This window comes from Archaeoglobus veneficus SNP6, assembly GCF_000194625.1.
Lineage (GTDB): Archaea > Halobacteriota > Archaeoglobi > Archaeoglobales > Archaeoglobaceae > Archaeoglobus_C > Archaeoglobus_C veneficus.
Genome location: NC_015320.1, coordinates 1,607,105 through 1,634,103, shown reverse-complemented (window position 1 = coordinate 1,634,103; position 26,999 = coordinate 1,607,105). Strand labels below are relative to the sequence as shown.

General features: G+C 47.6%; 30 protein-coding genes. 23 read left to right on the top strand and 7 right to left on the bottom strand.

The window, feature by feature from the left end:
- Position 1: 1 nt before the first annotated feature.
- The 4 genes from thpR to ARCVE_RS09090 all read left to right on the top strand — a co-directional run bounded on the left by thpR (position 2) and on the right by ARCVE_RS09090 (position 2,881).
- Positions 2–562: an RNA 2',3'-cyclic phosphodiesterase gene (gene thpR, locus ARCVE_RS09105; protein WP_232215797.1), complete on the top strand. Its 561-nt coding sequence runs from the start codon at positions 2–4 to the stop codon at positions 560–562.
- Positions 559–1,911 (top strand): CCA tRNA nucleotidyltransferase, encoded by a 1,353-nt coding sequence (gene cca / locus ARCVE_RS09100; protein ID WP_013684482.1) that lies wholly within the window; start codon positions 559–561, stop codon positions 1,909–1,911. The genes thpR and cca overlap by 4 nt, the downstream gene beginning before the upstream one ends.
- Before the next feature lie 4 nt (positions 1,912–1,915).
- Positions 1,916–2,350, top strand: coding sequence for a PaaI family thioesterase (locus ARCVE_RS09095; RefSeq protein ID WP_013684481.1), 435 nt, complete (start codon positions 1,916–1,918; stop codon positions 2,348–2,350).
- A 102-nt stretch (positions 2,351–2,452) separates the two neighbouring features.
- Complete coding sequence (locus tag ARCVE_RS09090) at positions 2,453–2,881, top strand: hypothetical protein (RefSeq protein ID WP_013684480.1); 429 nt, start codon at positions 2,453–2,455, stop codon at positions 2,879–2,881.
- 12 nt (positions 2,882–2,893) lie between these two features.
- On the opposite strand, the gene ARCVE_RS09085 is transcribed toward ARCVE_RS09090, so the two are convergent.
- Positions 2,894–4,534, bottom strand: coding sequence for a glycerol-3-phosphate dehydrogenase/oxidase (locus ARCVE_RS09085; protein WP_013684479.1), 1,641 nt, complete (start codon positions 4,532–4,534; stop codon positions 2,894–2,896).
- A gap of 159 nt (positions 4,535–4,693) precedes the next feature.
- On the opposite strand from ARCVE_RS09085, the gene ARCVE_RS09080 reads away from it, so the two are divergent.
- Both ARCVE_RS09080 and ARCVE_RS09075 read left to right on the top strand, forming a co-directional pair.
- Positions 4,694–5,938, top strand: coding sequence for a single-stranded-DNA-specific exonuclease RecJ (locus tag ARCVE_RS09080; protein WP_013684478.1), 1,245 nt, complete (start codon positions 4,694–4,696; stop codon positions 5,936–5,938).
- 125 nt (positions 5,939–6,063) lie between these two features.
- Positions 6,064–6,501 (top strand): hypothetical protein, encoded by a 438-nt coding sequence (locus ARCVE_RS09075; protein WP_013684477.1) that lies wholly within the window; start codon positions 6,064–6,066, stop codon positions 6,499–6,501.
- On the opposite strand, the gene ARCVE_RS09070 is transcribed toward ARCVE_RS09075, so the two are convergent.
- Complete coding sequence (locus ARCVE_RS09070; protein ID WP_013684476.1) at positions 6,472–7,236, bottom strand: epoxyqueuosine reductase; 765 nt, start codon at positions 7,234–7,236, stop codon at positions 6,472–6,474. The genes ARCVE_RS09075 and ARCVE_RS09070 overlap by 30 nt on opposite strands.
- Before the next feature lie 52 nt (positions 7,237–7,288).
- On the opposite strand from ARCVE_RS09070, the gene leuS reads away from it, so the two are divergent.
- The 5 genes from leuS (at position 7,289) to ARCVE_RS09045 (ending at position 13,300) form a co-directional block, all read left to right on the top strand.
- Positions 7,289–10,111, top strand: a complete 2,823-nt coding sequence (gene leuS, locus ARCVE_RS09065; protein WP_013684475.1) for a leucine--tRNA ligase — start codon at positions 7,289–7,291, stop codon at positions 10,109–10,111.
- A 203-nt stretch (positions 10,112–10,314) separates the two neighbouring features.
- Positions 10,315–10,887: a pyruvoyl-dependent arginine decarboxylase gene (locus tag ARCVE_RS09060; protein ID WP_013684474.1), complete on the top strand. Its 573-nt coding sequence runs from the start codon at positions 10,315–10,317 to the stop codon at positions 10,885–10,887.
- Between the two features lie 27 nt (positions 10,888–10,914).
- Positions 10,915–11,604, top strand: coding sequence for an aspartate/glutamate racemase family protein (locus tag ARCVE_RS09055; protein WP_013684473.1), 690 nt, complete (start codon positions 10,915–10,917; stop codon positions 11,602–11,604).
- A gap of 96 nt (positions 11,605–11,700) precedes the next feature.
- On the top strand, positions 11,701–12,594 hold the full coding sequence (locus tag ARCVE_RS09050) for a dihydroorotate dehydrogenase (RefSeq protein WP_048085953.1): 894 nt from the start codon (positions 11,701–11,703) through the stop codon (positions 12,592–12,594).
- Between the two features lie 4 nt (positions 12,595–12,598).
- On the top strand, positions 12,599–13,300 hold the full coding sequence (locus tag ARCVE_RS09045) for a dihydroorotate dehydrogenase electron transfer subunit (RefSeq protein ID WP_013684471.1): 702 nt from the start codon (positions 12,599–12,601) through the stop codon (positions 13,298–13,300).
- 135 nt (positions 13,301–13,435) lie between these two features.
- On the opposite strand, the gene ARCVE_RS09040 is transcribed toward ARCVE_RS09045, so the two are convergent.
- Entirely contained in the window at positions 13,436–13,939 is a 504-nt protein-coding gene (locus ARCVE_RS09040; protein WP_013684470.1) for a hypothetical protein, read from the bottom strand.
- 761 nt (positions 13,940–14,700) lie between these two features.
- On the opposite strand from ARCVE_RS09040, the gene ARCVE_RS11820 reads away from it, so the two are divergent.
- The 9 genes from ARCVE_RS11820 to ARCVE_RS08995 all read left to right on the top strand — a co-directional run bounded on the left by ARCVE_RS11820 (position 14,701) and on the right by ARCVE_RS08995 (position 20,688).
- Positions 14,701–14,877 carry a C2H2-type zinc finger protein gene (locus tag ARCVE_RS11820; protein ID WP_013684468.1) on the top strand — a complete coding sequence of 59 codons (177 nt, stop codon included), beginning with the start codon at positions 14,701–14,703 and terminating at the stop codon, positions 14,875–14,877.
- Between the two features lie 5 nt (positions 14,878–14,882).
- The gene (locus tag ARCVE_RS09030; protein WP_013684467.1) at positions 14,883–15,404 is read left to right on the top strand and encodes a metal-dependent hydrolase; all 522 of its coding nucleotides are present in this window, start codon (positions 14,883–14,885) and stop codon (positions 15,402–15,404) included.
- Positions 15,405–15,529: 125 nt separating this feature from the next.
- The gene (locus ARCVE_RS09025; RefSeq protein WP_013684466.1) at positions 15,530–17,167 is read left to right on the top strand and encodes a tRNA uridine(34) 5-carboxymethylaminomethyl modification radical SAM/GNAT enzyme Elp3; all 1,638 of its coding nucleotides are present in this window, start codon (positions 15,530–15,532) and stop codon (positions 17,165–17,167) included.
- Between the two features lie 93 nt (positions 17,168–17,260).
- On the top strand, positions 17,261–17,788 hold the full coding sequence (locus ARCVE_RS10885) for a winged helix-turn-helix domain-containing protein (protein ID WP_198002000.1): 528 nt from the start codon (positions 17,261–17,263) through the stop codon (positions 17,786–17,788).
- A 24-nt stretch (positions 17,789–17,812) separates the two neighbouring features.
- Positions 17,813–18,244, top strand: coding sequence for a peroxiredoxin (locus ARCVE_RS09015; protein ID WP_013684464.1), 432 nt, complete (start codon positions 17,813–17,815; stop codon positions 18,242–18,244).
- A 119-nt stretch (positions 18,245–18,363) separates the two neighbouring features.
- Complete coding sequence (locus ARCVE_RS09010) at positions 18,364–18,981, top strand: energy-coupling factor ABC transporter permease (protein WP_013684463.1); 618 nt, start codon at positions 18,364–18,366, stop codon at positions 18,979–18,981.
- Complete coding sequence (locus ARCVE_RS11645; RefSeq protein WP_013684462.1) at positions 18,978–19,247, top strand: PDGLE domain-containing protein; 270 nt, start codon at positions 18,978–18,980, stop codon at positions 19,245–19,247. Before ARCVE_RS09010 ends, ARCVE_RS11645 begins: the two co-directional genes overlap by 4 nt.
- Positions 19,248–19,273: 26 nt before the next feature.
- Positions 19,274–19,999, top strand: coding sequence for an energy-coupling factor transporter transmembrane component T family protein (locus ARCVE_RS10880; protein ID WP_013684461.1), 726 nt, complete (start codon positions 19,274–19,276; stop codon positions 19,997–19,999).
- Positions 19,996–20,688: an energy-coupling factor ABC transporter ATP-binding protein gene (locus tag ARCVE_RS08995; protein WP_013684460.1), complete on the top strand. Its 693-nt coding sequence runs from the start codon at positions 19,996–19,998 to the stop codon at positions 20,686–20,688. The genes ARCVE_RS10880 and ARCVE_RS08995 overlap by 4 nt, the downstream gene beginning before the upstream one ends.
- A gap of 89 nt (positions 20,689–20,777) precedes the next feature.
- Here ARCVE_RS08995 and ARCVE_RS08990 read toward each other — a convergent pair whose 3' ends face one another.
- Entirely contained in the window at positions 20,778–21,662 is an 885-nt protein-coding gene (locus ARCVE_RS08990; RefSeq protein ID WP_013684459.1) for a hypothetical protein, read from the bottom strand.
- A gap of 119 nt (positions 21,663–21,781) precedes the next feature.
- Between ARCVE_RS08990 and ARCVE_RS08985 the strand changes: the two genes are divergently transcribed.
- From ARCVE_RS08985 to ARCVE_RS08975, 3 genes are all read left to right on the top strand, one after another.
- Positions 21,782–22,525 (top strand): SIMPL domain-containing protein, encoded by a 744-nt coding sequence (locus ARCVE_RS08985; protein ID WP_013684458.1) that lies wholly within the window; start codon positions 21,782–21,784, stop codon positions 22,523–22,525.
- Between the two features lie 132 nt (positions 22,526–22,657).
- On the top strand, positions 22,658–23,641 hold the full coding sequence (locus ARCVE_RS10875; protein WP_232215795.1) for a 60S ribosomal export protein NMD3: 984 nt from the start codon (positions 22,658–22,660) through the stop codon (positions 23,639–23,641).
- On the top strand, positions 23,638–24,639 hold the full coding sequence (locus ARCVE_RS08975) for a class I SAM-dependent methyltransferase (RefSeq protein ID WP_013684456.1): 1,002 nt from the start codon (positions 23,638–23,640) through the stop codon (positions 24,637–24,639). Before ARCVE_RS10875 ends, ARCVE_RS08975 begins: the two co-directional genes overlap by 4 nt.
- 47 nt (positions 24,640–24,686) lie before the next feature.
- Here the strand turns inward: ARCVE_RS08975 and ARCVE_RS08970 are convergent, their stop codons facing one another.
- The 3 genes from ARCVE_RS08970 to ARCVE_RS08960 all read right to left on the bottom strand — a co-directional run bounded on the left by ARCVE_RS08970 (position 24,687) and on the right by ARCVE_RS08960 (position 26,968).
- Complete coding sequence (locus ARCVE_RS08970) at positions 24,687–25,319, bottom strand: hypothetical protein (RefSeq protein WP_013684455.1); 633 nt, start codon at positions 25,317–25,319, stop codon at positions 24,687–24,689.
- Positions 25,320–25,434: 115 nt separating this feature from the next.
- The gene (locus ARCVE_RS08965) at positions 25,435–26,043 is read right to left on the bottom strand and encodes a hypothetical protein (RefSeq protein ID WP_013684454.1); all 609 of its coding nucleotides are present in this window, start codon (positions 26,041–26,043) and stop codon (positions 25,435–25,437) included.
- 43 nt (positions 26,044–26,086) lie between these two features.
- A complete protein-coding gene (locus ARCVE_RS08960) occupies positions 26,087–26,968 on the bottom strand; it encodes a lysylphosphatidylglycerol synthase transmembrane domain-containing protein (protein ID WP_013684453.1) in 882 nt (293 codons plus the stop codon).
- Between the last annotated feature and the right edge of the window lie 31 nt (positions 26,969–26,999).

The window sequence follows — 26,999 nt, the reverse complement described above, 5'->3', positions numbered from 1 at the left end:
TATGATGAGACTCTTCATTGCCGTAGATATGAGCGATGAAGTGAGGGAAAGAATTGCTTCACTCGAGGGCATTCTGAAAAAGTACCGGGGCTTGAAGCCCGTCGAGAACCACAACATCCACATCACCCTCAGGTTCCTTGGGGAAGTGCCAGAAGTGAGAGTTGGAGTCATAAAAGACAGACTCTCGAGGATATACTTCCCTCCGTTCAAGATGCACCTTAAGGGAATCGGTTTCTTCCCAAATGCAAACCACGTGCGAGTAGTATGGGTGGGCGTGGAAGAGGGCAAAGAAGAAATTACAAAGCTCGCAAATGCTGTTGGCAGCGAAATGAAAAAACTCGGTTTTAAAGAGGACAAGCCGTTTGTTGCCCACGCGACAATTGCGAGGATTAAGCGGTTAACGCCGGATGAGCGGAGAAAGTTGCTCGAAGAGCTAAATAACGTGGAAGACGACTTCGGGTGGATGTCCGTTGAGGACTTCAGGCTCAAGAAGAGCACCTTAACTCCAAAAGGCCCAATTTATGATGATGTGGAGATATACCCGCTGAGGGAGAAGGAATGAGTGGAACTGCAGAAATGAGCCTTGAAGAAGTTATCAGGCAGGCGTTACCCCTCGTTCTGCCCGACGAGGAGGAGCGGAGGAAGGCGAAAGAGGCTGAAGAGGAGCTAAAAAAGAGGCTTGAGGAAGTAGTTAAGCCACCTCTTGAATTCAGATTTCTCGGCAGCTACGCAAGAAACACTTGGCTAAAAGGCAGCCTGGAGATAGACGTTTTCATACTCTTTCCGGAGGACACGCCGAAGGAGGAACTTGAGCAGAAAGGCCTCGAGATAGGAAAGGCTGTCGTAGATGAATACGAGTTGCGTTACGCAGCCCATCCATACGTTCATGGCAGGGTCAAAGGCGTGGAGGTTGACGTAGTTCCGTGCTACAGGCTGAGAAGCCCGGAAAAAATAAAGTCGGCTGTCGATAGAACTCCGTTCCACCACGAGTGGCTCAAAGATAGAGTTAAAGGGAAGGAAAACGATGTAAGACTGCTAAAAAGCTTCCTCAAGGCAGGCGGAATATATGGTGCTGAGTACAAGGTTAGGGGCTTCTCCGGCTACCTCTGCGAACTGCTGATTGTTTTCTACGGCTCTTTCATCGATGTGGTGAGAAATGCAGTAAAATGGACGAGGAACACGGTAATAGACGTGGCGGGAGGTAAAGTATACAGGAAGAAGGGGCTCGAGAACATACTTGTAATCGACCCCGTTGACGAAAAGAGGAACGTTGCGGCAAACTTAAGCGTCGATAACCTCGCGAGATTCGTTGAAAGATGCAGAGATTTTCTCGAATCTCCAGCTATCGATTTCTTCATTCCAGAGAAGCCCAAAGTCCCCGATGTAGAGGTGCTAAGGGAAGAGCTTGAAAGGCGGGCGATTTACGCAGTCGAGTTCGAGAAACCTGACATAGTCGAGGACAACCTGTACCCTCAGCTCGAGAGAGCATGCAAGAGAGTACACGAGTTTTTGGAGCGTAACGGTTTCATGCCTCTGCGCTCGTCGTTCTTCGCTGGCAGTAAGTGTTACCTGTTTTTTGAAGTGGGTGTTAGAGAGCTGTCGGCAATTTTGAAACGCATAGGCCCACCCTTCGAAGAGGAAGAGCACGTAAAGAAGTTTTTGAGGAAGAGAAGGAAGTATGCTGCATTTATTGAAGGAGGGCGGTACTGGGTTTACTCGGAACGAAGCTACATTTCCGCCAGAGAGGCGATAGAGGATTTCATCAGGAAGGAGTGGAAGTCTATGGGTAAGAACGTTGGAGAAATGCTTTCAAAAGGTTTCAAAGTTCTGAAAGGCGTGGAACTCCTCGAATTCGAAGACCCTGTTTTTCTCGCGTCTTTCATGGCGCTGTCGCGGAAGTTGAGGGGGTAGCTGTATGGATTCCGATAATGTCCCGGATCACGGTTTGAACAGAAAACTGCTCGAGGTTCTGCAGAACGACTCTTTCAGACAATTTCTTGGTGCGGAGATTGTGGAGGTAAGAGAGGGCTACGCGAAAGTTGAGGGCGTCGTTAAGGAAGAATACACGAATTTCCATGGAACGGCCCACGGCTCGTACATCGCAGCCCTTGCAGACTTTGCTTTGGGAATTGCGGCGAATTCAGACAACGTCAAGAGGTTTGCTGTAACGATAAAGATAGACTTTCTCAGGCCAGCGTTTCCGGGTGAAAAGCTGACTGCAAAAGCCTTCAGGACAGGAGGTGGCAGAAACCTCGCATTCTTCGAGATAAATGTCCTGAGGGGCGACGAACTTGTAGCCAGAGGAGATGCGATAGTTTACGGGAAAGAGCGGATAGTGGATAGCCATTAACGAGATTGTAACTGCTAAATTTTTGATTTATAAATGAATAATAGTAAATAAATAATATGCAAATACAGTAAAGGATTAAAGGATGAGACCACACTATCTGTGATGAAGTTCGAAGACATAATCGAGCTTCTCAGGGCGAAGGGCTACGAGGTAGAGTATGGCTTAACGATTTCTTTTGATGTAAGTGGAGAGACCTTCAAAGCTTTTGCCGACGCAATAGCAGTCGTCAACGGTAGCAGACATATCCTCGTTAAGCGTGAGGAAGTTGCGCGCCCGCTTACACCTCTCGAGAGGAGAACAATTGCCATTGCGAGGCTGTTCAACGTTTTTGGTTTTGCCATCCTTACGAACGAGGTGGAAGTGTCAGTTCTTGACGTTCTGAACGGAAAGAGAGTCAGCATCGAGGAGATACCGAATGCAGACGAGGTACTCCTGAGGCAGATCGACTTCGACGAGGAAAGGGAGAAGAGAATCGTTGCAGCAATAGGCTCAATCAGGTGTTCATGTTGCGAAGATAGATGCACGATTTGAGTTTACCCTTGCCTATTCTCGCCATTCCATGTTCTTTTTAACTTCTTTCAGGTATTCCCTCACCTCTTTCTCAATGCGCTGTGCATCCCAGCCCAAAATTTCACCCATATGCTCTGCAATTCGCCTCGCAAGTTCTCCATCAGGTGATTTAAAATAAAGGCCGAGACGCCTGATAATAACGTCGGAAAGTCTTACAGCAAACTCTTGCGTTACAGCAAACGTAACCTCTGCCCATATGTGTGGATACTCCGGCAAAATCCTTTCACCAAGACTCGGATTCTCTTTTACCATCTGCACGATTCTTTCAACCTCTTCTCTGCTGTAAATCTCAGATAGGTGTTTTCTGACGTCTATATCGTCAATGTCGATATCTTCTTCTCTGCACGGCTCCTTCAGCCTGATGGAATGTGTCGTGCACTCCTTTTCCACACCCAAATCCTTCACGACCCTATCGACAACGTCTTTCGCCATTACGCGATACGTCGTCAGCTTCCCGCCAGCAATTGTGATCATTCCATTCTCCTCCACAATCCTGTGCTCCCTCGAAACGTCGGTGGCGCTAAGCCCCCTCACATCAATCAGCGGCCTGACACCAGAGTACGTGGACAGTATATCATCATAACCGAGATTGGCTGAGGGAAAATAGCGATTGGCTACTTCAAGCAGGTAATCGACTTCCTCTTTCGTAATCCTCGCCTCATCCGGAGATTCGTAGAACTCTATTTCGGTCGTCCCGATGATTACAGTATCGTCCCAGGGTATGGCGAACGTTAGCCTTCCGTCAATTGCCTCCATGACCACAGCATTTCTTATGCTCAGCCTATCTCTCGAGACCACGATGTGTGAGCCTTTGGTCGGCCTGAGCACGCGCCGCTCTATTCCCGCCTTTGTTCTAACGATGTCCGCCCACGGGCCAGCAGCGACTACAACCTTCCTTGCAAACAAATCGAACTCTTCACCGCTCAGTCTGTCTCTAACCCTTGCACCAACGACAGTACAGTTTTCCCTCAAAAACTCGACCACTTTCGCATAGTTAACACAAATCGCTCCATAGTCTCTGGCCTTCTTTACTATACTCAGCGTCAGCCTGAAATCGAGGCCGAACGCATCCCAGTAAATTGCCCCGCTCTTCAGTCCTCTGGGGTTTAGCTCGGGTTCAACTCTGAGCACGTCCTCTTTGCTCAGAATCCTGTGCTTCTTTATCTTCTCTCTGCCAGCGAGCAGGTCGTAGAGAAACACTGCTGCTCTGAGGGCAAGTGGAGCCTTCACGAGTTCCATCATCGTGATCTTTTCTGGGGCAAAAACCCACTGGATGAGTTTCTTGATGTGTTTAAAACCGCCACCATAAACCGGAATCAGAAATGGAAGCGGTTTCACGAGTCCCGGCGCTAACTTCAGCAATAGTCCCCTCTCGTGTAGCGCCTCAAAAACGAGTCTGAAGTCCCGGCTTTTTAGATATCTGAAGCCACCATGAATTAGCTTCGATGACGCGCTGCTCGTTCCACTGGCGAAGTCCCCTTTTTCGACGAGAACTACTTTCAAACCTCTCGACGCTGCATCGAGGGCAATGCCAGCCCCAGTAATCCCGCCGCCAACGACGAGCAGGTCTACTTTGCCAGCAACGTTATTTAGTCTCTTGCTCACTTCAGCCACAATAATCACCAGATCTACAACTGTTAATTTATAACTACATATATTTTTCAGTGTTCTGTAATCTTTCGCGTGGTAATTTTCACAATTGAGCGAGGTAACTGGGGTGGCTATAATGAATTATACTAAAAAAATTTAAACTTTAAAGTAATATTTACTACCATGCCGATGGATGGCTTCCTGAACCACGACTTCATCAAGAAGATGACCCAGATGGGAGAGATGATAAAAGAGTACTCCGGTGAACACGCCGTAATAGTTCACCACAACGACGCAGACGGTATATGCTCCGCTGCGATTCTATCCAAGTTGTGCGAACTTCTCGACCTCAGCGTTAATTTAATCTGCATCGAAAAGGTGCACTCCTCAATTGTAGAAACGATTCACAACAGGTACGAGGGAGAGGTGGTAATCTATACTGACCTTGCAGGACTTGCCGCCGAGATGATTGACAAGGTCAACGATGGCAGGTGCACTGTGTGGATTATCGACCACCACCCGGCAAAGTCTGTTGAAAGCGAAACCGTATTTGTGTTTGACCCCGAACTCTTCGGAGTCTCCGGAGATACGTTCGTCTCTGCATCCACGCTGAATTACCTGCTGAGCGCGTGTATACACGAAAAGATGAAGAGCTACGCGTACCTTGCAGTCATAGGCTCGGTTGGCGACTACCACGATCGCTCAGGCGGAGTTCTCGGCTTCGACAGGTTCGTGCTCGACGAGGCGGTAGATCTCGGGCAGGCAAAGATAAAAATCGAAGGACAAAAGGAGAGATACTACATCCAGTTTTTCGACGAGTTCGCTGATGTTGTTGCAGAAAGGCTGACCACGCTGGGTGTCGTTGCCTACGAGAAGAAGGGGTACAGGAAGGGGTTAAAAGCATGTTTTGAGGGATTCGACGAGGAGACTATCAATGAGGTCGAAAAGCTCAAGGAAATTAGAGACAAGAAGTTCGAAGAAGCAATATACATGCTGAGGAACGGCGGTTTGCACATTGAGAAGTACTCGCAGTGGTTCCACGTTGGAGACATCTTCTCTCCAATGGGTGTTAAGGCCGTTGGCGAGTTCTGCCAGATGATAAAAGACATGGTCTTCCTCAAGGAGGACAGGTACATCCTCGGATTCCAGAACTGCCCCAAGTACGTCCCAGACATCGGAGAGTTCGAGTGGGATGTGGTAAAGCTCAGTGGTAGGGTTCCACTGGCACTCGAAAAGAGGATCCTCATGGGCCAGGCTCCCGGACTGGATGTGCTTATTCCGGCTGCAACCGAGGAAGTTGGTGGAATTGCCGATGCAACCCACAGAATTGCCGCAGCAACGTTGATAGACCGAGGAATGGAAGGGTATTTCATCAGGGCGTTCGAAGAGGCTGCGGAGAGGGAGTTCGCCAGGCTCAGCAAGGACTGAAGCATCAACTTTTATGCAGTTTCCACTTAATTGGAGATTATAAATTCCAGAGTTTCTGCGAATTTGTCAGAGTAAATGCTGCAAGTTCAAAAGGGTTATATATTCGCCATGGCCCGTATTCTCTAATGAGACTCGCTAAAGTGACGTTGATTGTTCTTCTCGCTGCCATTATCCTCTGCGGGTGCTCTCAGCCTGTTGAAAAACTGCCGGCGGTTAAGGTTGAATTCATGCACTATAACATTTCCGGCACGCACCTGCTGAAGATCAACTACGCCAAAGCTGCTTACATAAACAAAAGCGAAGCTCCGGAGAGGATATACCTGCCGTCTGACGTGCCATTCCCCGGTATTCACGTGTTCGCGTACACGTCTAAGGGTGTTACGCCTATAACGTGGGTCCCCATAGAAACCGAGGGAGATAACATAACAGCCTACATCGGGTTCAGAAGCCCGGAGGACGTGCCCAAAGAGGGAGAGGTACTGATAGTCGTCGTTGATGCTGTTGACCGCATGGGGAGGAGCTACGCTACGGACTCAACGAGAATCGCATGGAACCCCGAATGAACACGGAACTCCACATGCACACTTGCCACAGACGTCCGTGAGGGGCAAATCGCTGTAGAATCTGTCGTTCTCCAGACAGACTTCGTAGCATCTTTTCCTGTTGAAGCCATCAGCCATCAAAGCCTGAAACCTGCATCTCCTCACGCATGCGAGGCACTCAGAGCCTCTTTTGTAAAGACAGTACTCTTCCTTAATCGTTTCTCCTGGCTCGAACTCTGCCCGCGTTATTAAGCTTCCAAGCCTGCCGCAGCAGCCCTCTGCAGTGATCAGCATGGTGTGGTGGCCGAAAGTCCCAAGGCCAGCTATGTAGGCGACGTGCTTGTGGCTCCAGTCGCTCACAAGCCTCTGCTCGTCAAAGTTGTGCGTGGGCGGGAGGACAAGAGATTCGTATCCGTACACTTCGAGCTTCCTTGCGACGTACCTGTTGATCTCCGAAATAAGCCTGTTTGTTTTGATGTATGCGGTTGCCCACAGCCTCGACGCGTGCTTCCCCTTAACGTTGCTCTCCACTACCTCTCTTCTGAAGGGTATAAAGTACACAATAACGCTCCTCGCCCCGCTGAGCGCATCCTCTGGAATCAGGTGATGTTCGGAAACCACGGTCCTCAGCTTTTCGAATGCGTTATCTGACGAATCTGCAAAGCCCACCAACGGCTCTCTCCACAAGTTAACTCCCGTGCTCCGCGAGTATTCAAGAATAAAGTTCTCAATCCACTCTCTGACTTTTTCTTCCATAATAGAGGTTTGCTTTGATAATTTTTTTAAATCCCGCGGAAAGCGGAAAAGCATGCATGACGTTAACTTCAGGGAGATAGAGAAAAAATGGCAGAAAAAGTGGGAGGAAAGCGGAATTTTCAACGCTGAGCCAGACTCAAGGCCGAAGTTTTTCCTTACAATTCCATATCCTTACCTTAACGGGAATTTGCACGCAGGACATACAAGAACCTTCACGATAGGAGATGCTGTTGCGCGCTATAAACGAATGCTCGGCTACAACGTGCTCTATCCCCTCGGCTTCCACGTTACCGGTACGCCCATAATCGGATTAGCCGAGCTGATTGCGAAGAAAGATGAAAGAACGATTAAGGTTTATACAGAGTATCACGACGTCCCGCTGGACGTCCTGCTGACCCTTAAAACGCCGGAGAAGATAGTCGAGTATTTCTCCCAGGAAGCTCTCAAAGCCCTGAAGTCAATAGGCTACTCAATTGACTGGCGGAGGTGCTTCACAACCACAGACGAGGAATACCAGCGCTTCATAGAGTGGCAGTACTGGAAGCTGAAGGACAAAGGGCTTGTTGTAAAGGGCACGCATCCAGTTCGTTACTGCCCCCACGATGCAAACCCCGTTGAGGATCACGACCTACTCATGGGTGAGAACGCGACGATTGTTGATTTCACAGTAATCAAGTTCTACCTGGATGAGGAAGGTATTGTATTTCCATGTGCTACGCTTAGGCCTGAAACTGTCTTCGGCGTCACCAACATATGGCTCAAGCCCACAACCTACGTACTTGCAAGGGTAAACGGCGAAACGTGGTTCGTAAGCAAAGAAGCGTATGAAAAGCTGACGTACACAGAAAAACAGGTGGAACTTATTAAAGAGGTCGATGCAAAGCAGTACATCGGCAAGCTCGTGAAGAACCCCGTTACTGGGACAAAAGTTCCCATTCTGCCTGCTGAATTCGTCGATACTGACAACGCAACCGGAGTTGTGATGAGCGTACCAGCTCACGCTCCCTATGACTACATTGCCATTGAGGAGCTGAAGAAGAACGAAGAGGTTCTGAAAGAATTTGGCATCGATAAGAGCGTTGTTGAGGCTATTCAGCCTATTGTTCTCATAAAAGTCGAGGGTGAGGATGGAGAAGGCATCCCGGCAAAACAGATCGTTGAAGAGATGGGGATAAAGAGCCAGAAAGAGACAGAGAAACTCGATAAGGCGACGAAGATCCTTTACAAGAAGGAGTTCCACAAGGGTGTCCTCCTCGAGATTACGGGCAGTTACGCGGGAATGAAGGTCTCCGAAGTGAAGGATAGAATACAGAACGATTTCATAAGCAGAGGTATTGGAGACATCTTCTACGAATTCAGTGAGAAACCTGTAGTTTGCAGATGCGGAACGAAGTGCGTCGTGAAGGTTGTGAAAGACCAGTGGTTCCTCAACTATTCCAATCCGGAGTGGAAGGGTAGAGTCCTCAACTGGCTGGAGAAGATGGCCATAATTCCGGACTACTACAAGGAGGAGTTCAGAAACAAGATAGAGTGGCTGAAGGACAAGGCGTGTGCTCGCAGAAAGGGACTTGGGACGCGCATACCCTGGGACAAGGAGTGGCTGATAGAGAGTCTTTCAGATTCAACAATCTACATGGCCTACTACATCCTCGCAAAGTTCATCAACGCCGGAAAGCTTAAGGCTGAAAACATAACGCCCGAACTCCTCGACTACGTCTTTCTTGGTGAGGGTAACGCCGAGGAGGCTGCTAAATCAGCGGGAATTCCAAAAGAGCTCGTTGAGGAGATGAGGAAAGACTTCACCTACTGGTATCCTGTTGATCTCCGAAGCTCGGGTAAAGACCTCGTCGCGAACCACCTTCTCTTCTTCCTCTTCCACCACGTGGCAATATTCAGCGAAGAGTACTGGCCGAGAGCTATAGCGGTGAACGGCTACGTCAGTCTCGAAGGAAAGAAGATGAGCAAGAGCAAGGGTCCGCTGCTCACGATGAAGAGGGCTGTCGAGGAGAACGGAGCAGACGTTACGAGGATGTACATTCTCTATGCTGCCGAATACGACAGCGATGCTGACTGGAGAAAGAAGGATGTCGAAAGTCTCGCTTCCCATCTGAAGAGGTTCTACAACCTGGCTGAAGAGTACTACAGGAAAGACGTAAAGGAGCCAAGCAGACTCGACAGGTGGCTCGTTAGCAGGCTTCAGAGGGCTATAAAGGAGACGAGAGAAGCGATGGACAGACTGCAGACGAGGAGAGCTGTAAACACGGCATTTTTTGAAATGCTGGCTGACGTAAGGTGGTATCTAAGAAGAGGTGGCGACAACCTGGCAATCATCTTCGACGACTGGCTAAAGCTCCTCGCCCCATTCGCCCCGCACATATGCGAGGAGATATGGCACTGGAAGCACGACTCCTTCATAAGTCTCGAAAGCTATCCGGAGTACGACGAATCGAAGGTGGACAGAGAGGCAGAAGCGGTGGAGGAGTACGTTAAAAGTGTGCTTGAGGATATCAAGGAAGTACTGAAGTTCGTCGAGGCGAAGAAAGTATACCTTGCACCGGCTGAAGAGTGGAAGAAAGAAGTGGCAGAGATGGCCGTGAAGGCTGGAAACATGAAGGATGCAATGAAAACGATAATGGCCGACGAGAGGTTCAAAGGGATGGCAAAGGAAGTTTCCTCATTCGTCAAGAGAGTGTTCAGAGAGATGAAAGAGGGCGTTGCAGTTGCAGAACTCAACGAGGAAGAGGTACTGAAAGAGAATGCCGAATTCTTCAGAAGAGAACTTGGTGTTGAAGTCGTCGTTGATGCGGAGGAGGTTCCAGAGGAGAAGAGAAAAGCTGCGATGCCGGGGAAGCCTGCGATATACGCGGTTCAGTAGTCAGCGTCAGATGGCCAGACGTGAATAAATTATTCTCGAGACAAAATTTTTTATTCACGATTTTAATTTTCCAAACGAATATCGTTTAAAGCGGCCAGAATTTCTTCAGCCCTATTTAAATCCGGTCAAAAATATTGCTGAGCCGTATAGTTGGGACAATCTTTATATATCCTCCAATAAAGTGGCCGAGGGTGTACGAGAAAATGAGCGAAACAACTGGTATCAGGATAACAGCCTCTGGATGCAATTACGCTCAAAAGAGTGGGGACTTGACAGTATCACATCCTCTAAAACTGGTGCCAAGGAAGGTATTCTTCACGAAAGGTGTGGGTAGCCACGAGGATGCTCTGGTTAGCTTTGAGCTTGCCTTGAGAGATGCGGGGATTGAAAAGTTCAACCTCGTTCCGGTAAGCAGCATCTACCCACCAGGATGCGAGATTGTAGAGCAGGAAGACGGCCTCAAAGAGCTCAGTCCCGGGCAGATTGTATTCTGCGTAATGGCAAGGGAGACGAGTAACGAAGAGGGGAAGGAAATCTTTGCAAGTATCGGGGCAGCGATTCCATCTGACCCCAGCCTTAACGGATACATCACCGAGTATCACGGCTACCGCAATGGGGAGGAGGATATGGGCAGGTATGCCGAAGAGATGGCTGCATACATGCTCAGAACGGCGTTCGAAATCGAACCAGCGAAGACATTCAGCGTTACCGCCAGAGCAGTAGTGGAGAAAGATAAGTATACCACCGTGGTTGCTGCGGCTGTTTTCGTGATTTAATCTTTTCAGCACCTTTAGGCGGTTAAAATGAAAACAATTGGTCTCATCGGAGGAATGAGCTGGGAATCGACACTCGAGTATTATAGAATCATAAATGAAACTGTAAAAGAAAAGTTGGGCGGGCTCCATTCTGCTAAATGTATTATCTACTCCGTTGATTTTGAGGAGATTGAAAAATTGCAGCACGAAGGAAAATGGAAGGAACTCACAGAAGTAATGATTGATGCAGCACAAAGGTTAGAAAAGGCAGGTGCTGATTTTGTAATTATCTGTACGAATACGATGCACAAGGTGGCGGAAGAAGTACAGGAGGGCATCAGTATTCCCTTGCTCCATATCGCAGACGTAACTGCTGAGAAAATTAAAGAAAAAGGATTGAGAAATGTTGGCTTACTTGGAACCAAATTTACCATGGAAGAAGACTTCTACAAGAAAAAGTTAGGAGAGAGCGGCATTGAAGTAATAATCCCTGAGGAAGACGAGAGGGTAGTAGTCCACAGTGTCATCTACAACGAACTGTGCCAGGGGATCATAAGGCAGGAATCTAAGGAGAGGTTTAAGGAAATCATTGGGAATCTCGTGTCTAAGGGCGCGGAAGGTATAGTTTTGGGGTGCACCGAAATACCACTTCTAATTAAGCAGGAAGACGTTGACGTGCCCGTTTTTGACACCACAACCATTCATGCAAAGTCTGCCGTTGAATTTGCGATGAGGTAGGTAGTAAAACAAGCAACTCGTTTTGTTTAATCCCGTAAACACGGGAAAATGCAGGAGACCAAAACACCCTTATACATTCGCGGGAAAGCACACTTAATGCTCGAAGTTGAGCTCTGCGGTTTAAAGATGAAGAACCCGCTGATGCTTGCAAGCGGGATTATGGGCAGTCATGTGTCCTCACTCATAAGAATTTCGAGGCACGCTGGAGCGGTTGTTGCAAAGTCCGTTGGAACGGAGCCGAGAGAGGGCTACAGGAACCCCGTTGTAGTTAACTATGCCCACGGTCTTATAAACGCTGTAGGGCTTTCTTCTCCCGGAGTCAGGGCTTTTGCAGAAGAACTCGAGAAGTTCAGGGCCGAAGGTAGGTCGCCTCTTGTTGTAAGTCTCTTCGCCTCAACATCAGAGGAGTTTGCATCCCTCACTCCTCATTTCCCCATGGCCGATGCTTTCGAGCTCAACCTGAGCTGTCCTCATGCCGAAAACGTTGGCATGGCGGTCGGAAGCGATCCAGAACTCGTTAAAGAGATCGTTGCAGAAGTTAAGCGCTCAACAGAAAAGCCAGTCTTTGCAAAGCTATCTCCAAACGTACTCGATGTTGTTGAAATAGGAAAAGCTGCAGAAGAGGGTGGAGTAGATGCGGTCGTTGCAGTAAACACAGTGAAAGGAATGAGCATCGACATAGTCAGCAGAAAGCCAAAGCTCAGCAATATAAGTGGTGGAGTGAGTGGGGAAGCGATAAAACCTATTGCCTTAAAGTGTGTCTGGGATTTATACAAGGAACTGGATGTTCCCGTAATTGGTGTTGGAGGCATTACAACATGGAAAGACGTTGTTGAATTCATCCTTGCAGGAGCTACGGCAGTTCAAATAGGCTCGGCATTGTTCTACAGCCACCGTATTTTCTACAGCCTCGTTGAGAGTCTGAAAGCATACACCCGCTCAACAGGCGAGAGTCTTGTAGAACTCGTTGGTAAGGCGCATACGGGGTGATGAAATGTACTGTGTCAGGGTTGAAAAAGTTGTAAAGCACAGCAAAGACGTTGCAACAATAGTATTTGACGGCATTTTACCATCATATCCTGGCCAGTTTGTCATGCTCAATCTCTTCGGCTACGAGGAGATTCCCCTGAGTCTTTCCTCCCCTCGTTCTGTAACCGTTAAAGCTGTCGGAGAGACCACAAGAGCCCTCGTCGATATATCTCCGGGAGCCCTTGTAGGTATCAAGGGACCAATGGGTAACCCCTTCACACCTGCAGAAGGCAAAGCTTTGCTCGTAGCCGGGGGAATTGGAATCGCTCCGCTCCTCTACCTTCATGATTATCTAATTGCCGAGGGTGTGGAAGTGCACGTGTTCTACGGAGCGAGAAACGCCGACGAAATCGTATGCCTTGAAAGGCTGAAGAGCTACGAAGTTGCCACAGACGACGGCAGCGCCGGATTTCACGGTAACGTCGTAGAGCTTGCTGCCACGAAAGACCTTAGCAGCTACAGAAAGATCTATGCATGCGGCCCGGAACCCATGCTTAAAGCTTTGTACAAACTGTTGAATGAGAGAGAACTGCTGAACAGGGCGGAATTCTCTCTTGAAAGATATATGAAGTGTGGAATTGGTGTTTGCGGCTCATGCGTGCTCGAAAATGGGCTAAGGGTTTGCGTTGAAGGGCCCGTGTTCAGTGCTGCGAAGCTTGAGTGGTAAAATTTTGGAATTATTCTAAAACGACTCCACTTCAAACTTTTTTAGGTAAGCGCGAAATACATAGTTCAATAATCTTACCCAAAAGTACCTAATGATTAAACTACAAACCAGTTGGGCAGATTTAAACTTCATAAATTAGATTTCAGTGCAATTATTGCTACGATCGTCCCCAAGGCAAGCATTACTCGGCCGTCCCACAACCTCATTAATTATAAGGCTATGTCCAAGAAATAGAAGTACAAATGATGTCAAGTAACCTCCAGCTATTTTGACTAACTTAATTTGTTCTCCTCCATCCACAGTCTCAGATCTTTTCTCGACGTTTATGTTAATTTCTTTTTGAAGATTTTTTGAACGCGATTCTCTCAATTCTCTTTTTGACGTTGGCAAGCACTTAGAAAGATTTACACTCGAAGTCAATAGCAGGGTTATACCCAATAGCATTGCAATAACTTCGACTATTATACGAATGGTTTGTTCTGCAAAGAAATTCGTGTAGAGTCCTACTGCAAAAAATACATAAGTAACTCCTATGGCAAAGCCTGTTAAGTTCACTGTTACATTGGTCGATTTGTCTATTTTATTCTCTATAACTTTCAGTTTTTCTAAAATTTCGTCCCCTGAACGATCGTCGTCCATGAAAGTCTTTGAATTTAAAGACAGATTTAAACTTTAACAAATTTTTACTTCCTAACTCAACAGATGTCGTGATATTACAATGATCCCATAAATATCCAAAAGACTTCCAAGAAGGACTAAAATGAAAAACCAAAGTAATGTTTGTCAAATTTTTGTCAAGAAATCCCTCTCTGAACTTCTTGAGAAGACACCAATCCGAGAACAGAAAGATGTATCCAAGAACTGCTTGGAAAATGGGGCCCATGACCAAAGAGATGAGCTGTACTATAGGAGGTGGAGGATTCTCAGCGGTAACATGGGGGGAAGATAGCAAATCAAAATGATAAGTGAATTTGATGCCGAAGATAGCATAAGCAAACACGTGTCCTCCTTCATGGAAAATAGCGACGCAAATAAATAGCAGGTAAATCAGAAGAATAACTAATTTCCCGAACCAGGTCCAAAGTGGGAGTTGTTTTCTAAAAAGAGATGGAAAAACCATCAAAAGAATTACCACAGCTCCAAGCACCTGAATAAACTCCAGAGACCATGGAATGGGATTCATTTGTGCTTCTCACCTCGGATGGTCAATTCTGTGTAAAACATCTTTATTAAACTCATCCGCATCAAAAAATGGATGCACAAAATCAACAAACCCGGACTTGAAGAGACTCCATTAATCCCAAAAAATTTTATATATTTCACAGAATTGCATATAATTCTCGCTGATTTAGCGTTAATTTTTAATACTAAAAAATCTAACTGAGTATTAGGTGTCCTTTATGCCTGAATGCCCTCATTGCGGGAAGTGGTTTAGGAGCAATAAGGGCTTAAAGCAGCATATAACAAAAGTTCATACCGTGGATACCCCTGTAGGAAGAGTGTTTGACCCAAGCACACTTGACCCGATCGGGGCGATGGAAAGAAGAGCTAAGAGGGCTAAACGCAGAAAGTGGTAAAATTTATGAGGCACACAACTCATATACTGTTTTCTATTTTTATAATAGTGGTAATTTATGAATTGATTCCTCCTTTAAAGTCCATTGTACCCTTCACTTACGCAATTGCTATTGCGCCCATTGGAGCTTTATTCCCGGATTTAGATCATCCCAGGTCGTACATAAGTCGAGGGAATTGGGAGTTTCTTTCTCTTGCTATTTGTAAGACGACACCGCACAGGGGTTGGACTCATAGCCTTGTAGGCGCCACTTTGTTTACTGCAAGTTTAGTAATTTTTCTTTGGTATTTTAAAGCGAGTATTTCTTATGCTCTCATCTTCTTCATTGGGTATATGACTCATTTACTAAGCGATAGCTTGAATCCTACAGGAGTAAACTGGTTCTGGCCTAAACGCAAGAAGTATAAGATCGATCTGGTTAGAACGGGGTCTGAAGGGGAGGAAAGACTTCAGACACTGCTCATTTTCGGAATTGCAGGATTACTCGTTTACGATGTGCTATACAACGCAAGCAGTTTGCTTAAGTAAGTCACCAATTGCCCGAAATAAAGACCACGGCAGATGTCATTCTAATTCAACCAAATCGAATTGATTACACTCAAGTTCAATTCCCGCCAAACCTTTTTTATCCCATCATCTAAACTCTCAAGTTAGTGGATACCAGAGCAGCGAGCAAATCCAGCGAATACACAAAGGCTTGCATCGAGATAGCTGATGCTATCCTCGAACTCGAACCCAGATGTAAAGAAGAGATCGCGAAAATCAAGAAGGAAATCAGCAGGAAGTACAGGCTGCCTGCATTACCAGCAGATCCCGACATCCTCTCTGCGTTCAGGGAGAGATTTGGTGAATGCAATGAACTCGTTCAGCTAAAGTCACTTCTCCGTCTCAAGCCTGTAAGGACGATAAGTGGAGTCGCTGTAGTCTCCGTAATGACCTCTCCCGCCCCCTGCCCCCACGGTAAATGTGTTCCATGCCCCGGAGGGGTTGAAATAGGCACACCTCAGAGTTATATTGGCTTGGAACCTGCTGCGCAGCGTGGCAGGCAGCATGGCTACAACGCGTTTAAGCAGGTGAGCGCAAGGCTGAAAGAGCTCTCTGAAATCGGACACGACGTTGATAAAGTAGAGATAATAGTCATGGGCGGTACCTTCCCCGCAAGGGAGAAGGACTACAGAGACAGGTTCATACTCGACATTTTCAACGCCCTGAACTGCTTTGACAGCCGTGCAAAGCCTGAAAGTGACCTGGAGAAGGCGAAGAGGAAGAACGAAAAAGCCAAAGCGAGGTGCGTAGGCCTAACAATAGAGACCCGTCCCGATTTCTCGAAGCGAGAACACATTTTGGAGATGCTCCGCTATGGGGCAACGAAAGTCGAGCTCGGTGTTCAGAGTGTTTACGACGACGTACTCAATTTGATCAGGAGAGGTCATAGTGTTGCCGACACAATCGAAGCCACGAAACTGCTTAAAGATTCAGCCTTCAAAGTGGGCTACCACGTCATGCCGGGACTGCCGGGTAGCGACTTCGATAGAGACGTTGAGATGTTCAAAGAGCTCTTCTCAAACGAGAGCTTCAAGCCCGACTACCTCAAAATCTATCCAACGCTCGTTGTTGAAGGAACAGAACTCTACGAGTGGTGGAAAGCCGGTGAATACAGGCCTTACACTACCGAGGAAGTTGTCGAGCTCATAGCCAGAGCAAAGCGCTATCTGCCAGAGTGGGTGAGGGTGCAGAGAATCCAGCGCGATATTCCCGTCAATCGTGCAATAGGTCTCGAAAAAGGCAACATAAGGCAGCTTGTACATGAAAAGCTGAAGGAGTACGGCTACGAGTGCAGATGCATTCGCTGCCGGGAAGTGGGGCACAGGCTGAGAAAGCTCGGAGTTAAACTTTCAAGCGACGAAATAGAAAGACAGGCAGATCTCGTTGTGAGGAAGTACAAAGCATCGAAAGGTGTAGAGTACTTCATATCCTACGAGCTGCCCGATTACGATGCACTCGTCGGGTTCATAAGGCTGAGGTTTCCACATGAGCCGTTCGTAGACGTGCTTAGGGATACTGCTCTTGTTAGAGAGCTGCATGTCTACGGAAAGACAGTTCCAATTGGAGGCAGGGATACTGAAGCTTTCCAGCACCGTGGCTTTGGAGAAAAGCTGCTCAGAGAGGCTGAGGAAATCGCAAAGCAGGAGTACGACAGGATAGCAGTTATAAGTGGCGTTGGTGTCAGAGACTACTACAGAAGGCTCGGGTACAGAAAGAGGTTCGAGTACATGGTTAAAAAGCTGTAGCAGTGGTAGATTCAAAATTTTAGACTACATATTTATCATAAATCCATCTAACATTTTCGCAAGCCCTATAAGTTACGGTACGGACTGTTAAAAGTGGACTTGGCGCGCGAGCGAGTGGTGCAGGCAGAGCAGGACCTTAATGGAACGAGGGTATCTATTCTCAAAGCCCTGAACGGGAGGAAGTACACAGTTTCCGAACTATCGAGGGTTCTCGGTTTGTCAAAGCCAACAATTCTTTACCACGTGCGAATTCTCGAAAACGCTGGATACGTTAGAAGAATCGATGATGGCAGAAAGTGGGTTTACTACGAACTCACGAATTCGGGCAGATCCGTTCTGAGATGGAGAAAGGTAAAGATGCTACTGCCTGTAGCTGCCGGTGCCACGGCTTTGATTGCTACCGCAACCATGGCTATTACGCGATTAGGGGTACAGAAGAGATCCTACACTGTAGAGAAGTACGTTCCAAGAGAAACAGTCCCAGAAGTCGGTACTCCAAAGGCCATGGGTGCCGACTATACTTGGTTACTCATCGTCGGATTGCTCTGTGTTGCTACCATAGTCCTGCTTGCTATCTATCTTGCAATAAGAAAGAGGAGACGTGAGAAAAACATTTTTTAAATATTGTGAAATATATATCAAATTATGGAGAAGGCTGTAGATTTTGAAGCCGAAACTCAGCTCGGAAAGATTAAGATAGGCGAGCTGAAGAAATGGGTTGTTCTCTATTTCTACCCTAAAGACAACACCCCGGGATGCACAAAGGAGGCTAAGAGCTTTAACGAGCTGCTTGATGAATTTGAAAAGCTAAATGCGGCAGTCATAGGTGTGTCAACACAGAGCGTCGAATCCCACAAAAAATTTGCAGAGAAGCTTGGGCTTCGCTTCCCTCTAGTAGCAGATGTGAATAAGAAAATCTCCTCTTCCTATGGGGTTCTGAAGGAAAATGGGAAGACTGCAAAGCGCACAACCTTTCTTATCGATCCAGAAATGAACATTGTGAAAGTGTGGAAGAACGTGAAGGTCGACGGGCACGCGGAAGATGTTCTTAAAACACTCAAAGATATTCTTTCCTAATTTTTTATTAATTTTGTAGTAACATATTGTTATTCATTATAACGATTTGGAAATAAGTACCGAAAGTGTTATCAACAAGTGTTAAGTTTCTGCCAGTACATAACAAAAGGAGGTGGAACATGCACATCCCCGACGGTTTCCTTGATATGAACATTGCAGCCATCTTCTACGTTCTCTCAGCCGTGGTTGTGGGCTATTCCGCGTACAGGGCGAAGAAGGAACTTGATGAGAGTAAAGCTCCTCTGCTCGGGATGGTGGCTGCGGCAATCTTTGCTGCTCAGATGCTGAACTGGCCCATCCCCGGAGGTACTTCAGCACACTTCGTTGGAGGTGCTCTTGCAGGCATCCTGTTAGGCCCCTACGCCGGTTGCCTTGCGATGACTGCTGTGCTCGTTGTGCAGTGCCTCGTTTTTGGTGATGGTGGGATAACGGCTTTGGGAGCAAACGTCTGGAACATGGCCGTTATCAACGTCTTCGTTGGCTACTATATCTACAGAGCGATTTCGAACAAGAGCGTCGCATCTTTCATTGCGGGATGGCTCGGTATAACTCTCGCAGCCATCTTTGCGGGAATCGAAATAGGAATCTCTACCTCTTTCGCCTATGGCCTTGCAACAACTGTGCCGGTAATGGGCATGTGGCACGCACTGCTCGGAATCATAGAGGGTATAATCACCGCCGGAGTTGTCAGCTATATTGCCACAACGCGCCCTGACTTGGTGGAGGTGGGAGCTTGAAGAAAGTCTACATCGCCATTGCAGTAATGGTTGCGCTATCCCCTCTCTTCGCCTATGCTGCTGAACTCGTTGGCTATAGTGAACCCCTTGAAAACGCTGCTGAGATGATAGGGCTGGAAGAACACCCGATTTACTCAGGCGTGCTGCCCGACTACACGGTTCCGGGTCTTGATTCATACTCTGGAACACTGATAGCAGGAATTGTTGGAACAGTGATAACACTCGGAGTTGGTTACGGACTCGGAGCGGTGCTGAGGAAGAGCTAAATATAGAAAGCCAAAGGATTACAGGAATGCACGACGTAATAGAAAGGACTGCAAAAGAGGCAGCAAGTTACTTTCAGAATTTTTTTAGCTGGGAGGTTGCTGGAGGAGGCTTTCTTGGTGGAGATGCCCGGATAAAACTCCCGTGCCTTTTTTTACTTGTATACGCATCTGTCTCAACGTTTGAACTGAAGAGGCTGCTCGTTCTTCTTGCTGTATTGTTTCTGCTCCTCGTAACGTCGAGAATTCGACTGAAGCTTTACTTTTCAAGGGTCTGGATGATTCCTGCCTTCTCGGTTCTCGTTCTCTCACCGTTTCTACTGTCTGATCCTGTTTACGTGTTCGTTTTTGCCCTGAGGGTTTTTCTCGCAGTCTCTTTCCTTACGCTGTTCATGCTCACAACACCATACAGCGATACGATTGCAGCGATGCGCTCTTTCAAGCTGCCCGAGATAATCACGTCCACGGTATCGCTAACGCTGCGCTACATCCACCTGATGTTCGCCGAGCTTTATAGAATGCTCCTTGCAAGGGATGCAAGGCAGATAAAACATCCCGACTTCGTTGATACGTGGAGGAAGGGTGGCGAGCTCCTTGGCTCATTCTTCATAAGGGCCTACGAGAGAGGCGAGAGAGTTTATCTTGCATCTGTGGCGAGGGGTTACAGCGGGAAAACGAAGGTTTACGGGAAGAAATTTAAGCCGACGATTGCAGACGTTGTGCTGGTTGCTATCACGGCAGCGGTGTTGATATGAAGGCAGTGGTTGCGAGAAACGTCAGCTATGCTTACCCGGACGGCAGTCGGGGTGTTGAGGGGGTCACCATAGATATTGATGAAGGTGAGAGAGTCGCCCTTCTTGGCCCGAACGGTGGGGGCAAAACGACGTTTTTACTCCTCCTCGCCGGACTGATAAAGCCAAAAGCCGGCCACATAGAAATTTTTGGGCACCCTGCCAGCGATAGAGATTTTATGCGGAGAAACGTCGGCATAATATTCCAGAACCCTGACGACTTCCTTTTCAATCCCACCGTCATGGACGAACTGCTCTACACTCCCGCCCAGCTCGATGTACCAGAAGAGGAAGCGAGAAAGCTCGCGATGGAATTTGCAGAGAAATTTGGACTGGTAAACGTCCTCCACAAGCCCCCCTTCAGGCTGAGTGGTGGAGAGAAGAAAAAAGTGGCTCTTGCATGCGTTCTGATGCTCAAACCAAGGCTACTCCTGCTCGACGAGCCGACAGCAAACGTCGATGGAAAAGCGAGAAGAGAGATTCTGCGTTTTATATCCGACTACGAGGGTACACTGATAACCGCAACCCATGAACTGTGGCTGGTGCCCGAGGTGGCAGATAGAGTGATCATTCTGAACAGAACTGTTATGGCCGATGGCGGGCTTGATTTACTGGAGGACGACGACTTGCTTGAGAGGAGTGGCATAGCATAGAAGATTCTGACCCGCTATTTTTTACGTCTATAGATGCGTAGACAGGGTTATCCTTTCGGGCATTGACGCCCAAATGACAGACTCAGTGTTTAACTCTGAACACCCCACACCCTCTCGAAAAATCTTCTGCAGTCCTCGTAGCTAAGTCTGCTCGCAAACTTTGCAACTTTAGTCTCATCCAACAGGTGAGGGAATGGACTATTCTCTGTTGGCACCATCTCCTCCTTTCCAACAAGGGAAATGTACACAAGAGCCTGAGCGGCGAGCAATCGCTCCTCATCCTCGCTGACGTTTTTCCCGAGGATGTACATTCTGGTAAGCACCGTCCCAGGATTCTGGACGAACTCAATCCCGCACTTCCTCGCGGCAACCTCTGGCAAATTCAGAGTTTTGACTTCAATGCCCATCCTGCGGAGGTACTCCGGCAGCATGACGTGCATCTGTCCCGCCTCTATTAATGCTCTATTGTCCGCAATTTCTGCTATGGCCTTTGCCCGCATGTAGTCTCTCATCCTGAACCTATCGGCATCGACCTTCGCAAAGCTCACCGTTGCGTCAACGAGCTTGTCAAAATCTCGCTGCATGAAAACCTCCTGATATCTTATCAAAGCTTCCGTCGCTCTTCTTTCGATCTCTCTTACAGCCTGCACACGCTCATCCTTTACGTACTCCTCAAACTGCCCTCTCTCCACAGCGTCGTGTATCCCCTCTATTACCTGAAGATAGGGTTCTACTTCCAGTATACGTTTCCCCATTCTGTGGAGTCTTACGAGCATCTCCGCCTGGCGGCGGGTGAAGAGAGGGAAAGGCGTGTCGAGCCACTTCGCGTACTCATCGACACCCATTTTGCCCTTAAAAAGTTCATCAAGCTCCCTGCTCCTTGGTTCCTCGAGAATTATTGTATCCCACTTCTTTGCCTCTTCCTCGAAGAGCGGGAGAAATTCCACCCTATGAGACACAAACACCACAAGCATCCTGCTTTCTTACTCCTCCACTTATTTTGTCTTTTCCCCGAATTTTGGGTTTAGATTTTACACTTAAATTATTTATAACAAAATAAAATGGTTTAAAACGTTGATGATCAAGCAGAGCTATGGAGACCGGAAAGAAGTTCCTGCTCGCGGCAGTATTGGCGCTCGTTCTGGCTATTGTAGCAGTGTCCGGCTCACAGTCTATAGCGACGAGTCAGAACTTCAACAAAACCATTAGTGTTACCGGAACGGGAGTTGTGAAAGCCGAGCCAGACGAAGCTCACGTAGCCATTTCCGTTGTAACCGAGGCAAAAAACGCCAGCAAGGCAGCGGAGCTGAATGCAGAAAGGATGAACGCAGTTTTTAAGGAGATAATGTCAGTCGTGGGAGAAGAGGCGATAAAAACGAGATCTTACTCCATCGAACCCATCTACGAGTGGGTTGAGGAAAGCGACGGGATCATAAAAAAGCAGAGAAGCGAGATAGTCGGCTACAGAGTTTCGAATACGGTTGAAGTTACGTGCAATCCTTCAAAGGCTGGAAGTGTCATTGATGCTGCCGTACGGGGTGGGGCGAACAGGATAGTGTCCATTTACTTCCAGCTTTCCGAGGAGAGAAGGAGCGAGCTATACAAAGAGGCTCTGAAGAAGGCCGTAAGAAGTGCGAGTGAAAAAGTTGAAGCAGTAGCGGAAGAAATGAGTGTGGATAGCTACTACCCCGTCAGGATATCAATTGGAGATGTCTACTATCCATCCGTCGTACCGTATCCGGTAAAGGCGGAGGTGATGGAGGCTGTTCCCACTCCCATAGCCCCATCAGAGGTTGAAGTTAGGGCGAGCGTGCACATTGTATATGCATTCGCCTGATTTAGAATTCAATAATTTTTATTTTTCCTGGTTTATTGTGATCTTTCCATATCACTTACATATCCTCGCCAGGCACCACGCGCACATTTTTATACCAACCCTAATAGAGTGAAAAGTTGCATGAGGTGTGCAGTGTGTGGAAAAGAGAGCAGCTCGACGATCTGCGCAAGTTGCTATATTGAGAGAAACGAGATTGTATGGTTAGATGACATTATCAGACTAACCACATGTCCAAGATGCGGATTCTTCAGAATTGGCGGCAGATGGAAGAGCGTTGGCTATGATGAAGCTCTGACTGATGCGCTTTACTCATCCCTCCGCGTTCATCCGGATTTCGAAGTTAGTGATGTCGAAGTCGGAAAGGAGGGCGGAAAGTACATCGTTCACATCTCAGGCAGCCTCTGGGGCGAAGGCGTCGAGGTGAGCAAAACCTTTGAGGCCAGGGTTACGCGCGAAATCTGCCAGAGGTGTAGCAGGGAAGCGGGAGGTTACTACGAGTCGATAGTACAGGTTAGAGCTGACGGAAGAGATATCGAGGAAGAGGAGTTCAGGGCAGTGAGAGAAATTATTGAGGCTGTGCTGGACAAAGAGCGGGAGAACATGAAAGCCTTCATAAGCAAGATTGTAGAAAGGAAGGAGGGCATAGACTACTACATTGGGGACAGAAATATTGGGAGAAAGATATCAAGAAGGATTGCTGAGGAGCTTGGCGGAGCTATTACGGAGAGTAAGAAAATCTCCGGCAGGAAGGATGGAAGGGACGTGTACAGGTTCACATATTCCGTAAGGCTCCCTGCCTACAGAAAGGGAGACATCGTCGAGCAAGATGGCAGGCTCGCAGTGGTGACGAATCCGAGGCTTGGAAAGAGTGTGTCGATAGAGAGCGGTGAGACCATCAACCTCAAAAAGCCGAAACTCGTTGCAAGGAGCAGCGATGTTGTGAAAAGCGTAGTAATAAACGTTGACGCTGCAGCGATAGAAGTCCTACATCCCGTAACGCACGAGGTCGTTACAGCAGTCAGACCGAAGGCAAGCTTCAGGCCGGGAGACGAAGTTTACACGTTCGAGTACGAAGGCAGAGTTTACGTAATTCCCGAAGAGCTTATGCGAGTATGAAGGCAGTAAGGGTGCCAAAGGAGAAGGCCGAGGAGATCAGAAGGCTCGCAGAGAGAAGTGGAGCGAAGGACAAGAACAGGCTCGTCGTTTGCAGAGGGGAGTATGTGGAAATACCAATATACGACGGATTTGAAGACCTCTTTACTGGTTATGAGATTATCGAGCAGCAAAATCCTGTTTTTGCGAAAAGTAAAGACCTCTTCGAGATTTTGAGCAGGAAGATTCCCGAAGACCTCCACGAGTACATTCCGAGAAGGTACAAGATTATCGGAGACATAATCCTCATCAAGATAACAGATGAACTCAGAGATTACAGACAGTTGATAGGAAAGACGCTCCTCCAAATCCACCCCCACTGCAGGGCTGTATGGCAGGATTACGGCAAGAAAGGTATGCTCAGAAGGCCGAGGGTTGAGCTTATTGCCGGCGATGGGAGTGAAACCATACACAGAGAGAATGGCTGCCTGTTCAAGCTCGACGTAACGAAGGTGATGTTCAGTCCCGGAAATCAGGCGGAAAGGATGAGGATGGCAAGAATCGTTGAAGACGGCGAGGTCGTTGTCGACATGTTTGCTGGCATCGGCTACTTCTCCATCCCGATGTCTGTCCATTCAAGACCGAAGAAGGTCTACTCCATCGAAATAAACCCCGATTCATACGGATTCCTCCTTGAAAACATCAGGCTCAATCAAGTTAGCAGAATAGTCCCGATTCTCGGCGACTCCATGTACGTGACTCCTGAAGGGATTGCGGACAGAGTTGTTATGGGGCACATCAACTGCCACGAGTTCATACCGGTTGCGATCAGAGCGTTAAAAGGTGAGGGAACAATACACTACCACGAGGCCGTGCCGGAAGCAGTAATCAACAGACCTGTTGAGAGAATAAAGAAGGCTGCAGAGAGGGAAGGAAAGGAAGTGAAGATTCTGAAATTCAGGAAGGTAAAGAACTACTCGCCAGGAGTTATTCACGTTGTTGTTGACGCTTACGTTTACTGAACCCTGATGTCATCTGGTGTTTCATAAATGAAATAAATGAAAGACACTCAGCCCGTACAACTCCTGCAACTGACATCTGGTATGCCAGAAATTATTTCCTCAACTTCCCGCCTGCGGGGCAGGACGTAGGGAAAGTCCAGAGGAGGGATAAGGTATATCCAGTCCTTTCCTATTTCACATCTGACATCCTTCCACTTTTTCAACATCCTGTTCTGCCAGATAACTATTCCTGCATCGCACAGCATGACGCTTCTCCTGCTCTCTACGACGAGGAACGGAAAGTAGAGAAGAAAATAGAATGAGAGAAATATCGTCGTGTAAGACGAACAAAGAAGACCGGCTACAAATGAAACCGCTGAGAGAATGAACAGAGGAACGAGTCTGATCAGGCACAATTTACACAACATGGCCCTGAAAACATCCTTTCTGCTCATGCTAACTTCCAGAAGCTTCTTAGCCGTAATGCTCTCGACCTTAACGGCTCTTCGAACGAACGGTAAAGGCAGGCGGTAGAGAGCGTAGATGAAAATTAGCAAGGCCATCAGTGCCGGTATGCGAAGGCTTACCGTAAGAAGACTCGCAGAGAGTAATATTGGAAGTGGAATAAAAATGAGCAGAATAACAAACGCGAAAAACAGCGTAGCGCCCCTGTCAAAGCAGTAGGCTTTCACGGTCTCCATTGCAGTTTCCTCGCACACTCCCTTTAAGTTCTTTCTGCTTTATTGCTCGTAACCGTCTCTTAGCGGACTTCTTAATCTGTGTCTGTCCAAACTGTAACATCGAGTGTAGCGAGAATCAGTGGAGGTTTACTGTCAACCCCGAAATAAGTGAAGCGAGTTCTTCTGGTTCGGGCAGTGTTGTATAAACACCTCGAATTACTGCCTTAAACCCGTAACCTTCTATCATCCTGTTTCGCTCTCGCGGGTGAGGGATGATAATCCTGCCTCTCGAAATGTCTACGAAGCCCCCTTCAATGTTTATGCAGTTGAACGGCCTCGTTTTCCGCGCTACTCTGCCTAATGAAAGAGCAAGTCTGTCCTGAGGAGTCATGTCCCTTTCTACCCCTCTACACACGTAAAGGCGAAGTTCGTTTCTGAGAGTAATGAACGTATCCAGTTTTTTCATTGTCACATATTTGAACGGAAAAGAAGAATATACGGCCCATTCATCTGGACTGACGAGTTCTACAAGCTTTAACATAGTATCACTGACGGCAGGCTCGCTTCTTGCAATGACAAATAAAAACCAAACGTAAATCATGGCGAAAGCTGAGAGGATGGCAGGGAAGACAGAACCTTTCACAAGGCTCAGGATTAGTACGACTGTAAGAAAAGCTACTGCTCCATCTCTCATCTTCCTCAGCCTGACTCCCCTCCTTGCAGTGTCATCGTAACTCGGTTGCACGTGGATATGGGGGACATATCTCGTATAAAAATACTGAGAAAAATCACGTATGATCTGAAGAAACCAGAAAGGCATAAACTCCAGGCAGATCAGCAATCACTCCGCTGATCCTCGTCAGAACTGCAAAAACCGCCGCAATCGATGGCTCAACTCCAAGCATGTAAAGAACTACAACAGATGCAGACTCCATTATACCCAGGCCAGCAGGTGTTATGGGGACGAACATGAGGGCTGTAAGGAGGGGCTGAAGAAGCAAGTATTCCAGAAATCTCAGCTTCATTCCAAGCGAAAGTCCGACGAAGTACCACTGAATGCCCACGAGGAGCCAACCGATAAGGCTGACTGCAAGTATCTGCATAACATAACCCCTCATTTTCATCCCATCTTCTCTCATGGACAGCACGTGCTTACCCAAAGGCATTGATTCCACGAAGCCTGTCAGTCTATCAAATCTCCTGCTCCAGAGCAAACAGAGAATTATCGCCCCCACAGCAATAATCGCTATTCCAGCAATCGCTCCGCCTGAGTGAAAGTACGCTATTGCCAGCATCGCTCCAATTCCTTTAACGATAAACTCCACGCCCTGTGGGGCGAGAATCGCTGCCATCGCTGTGCTGACGTTACTCCCACACCTCGATAGGAACTTTGCTGTGCTTAGATAGCCACTTCTGCCGGGAGTTACGTCGCCGGCGATCATCCCGCCAAGATGAGCCACGAGAACGCACCCGAAGTTAGCAGCGATGCCCATTTTCTGGAGAAGGTACTGGATTCTGAACGCAAGCAGGAGGTTGAGTATCGAATACGAAATGACAGCAATAAGGAAAAAGTGAGGTAAAAATCCTTCAACCTTCCCTAAGTCATCCCTGAGGGTGTAGAAGAGCGCCAGTAATATGATGACACCAAGCAGGCTCTGAACGCGTTTCACGAACAGTCCTATTGAAAATAGTTTAATACAA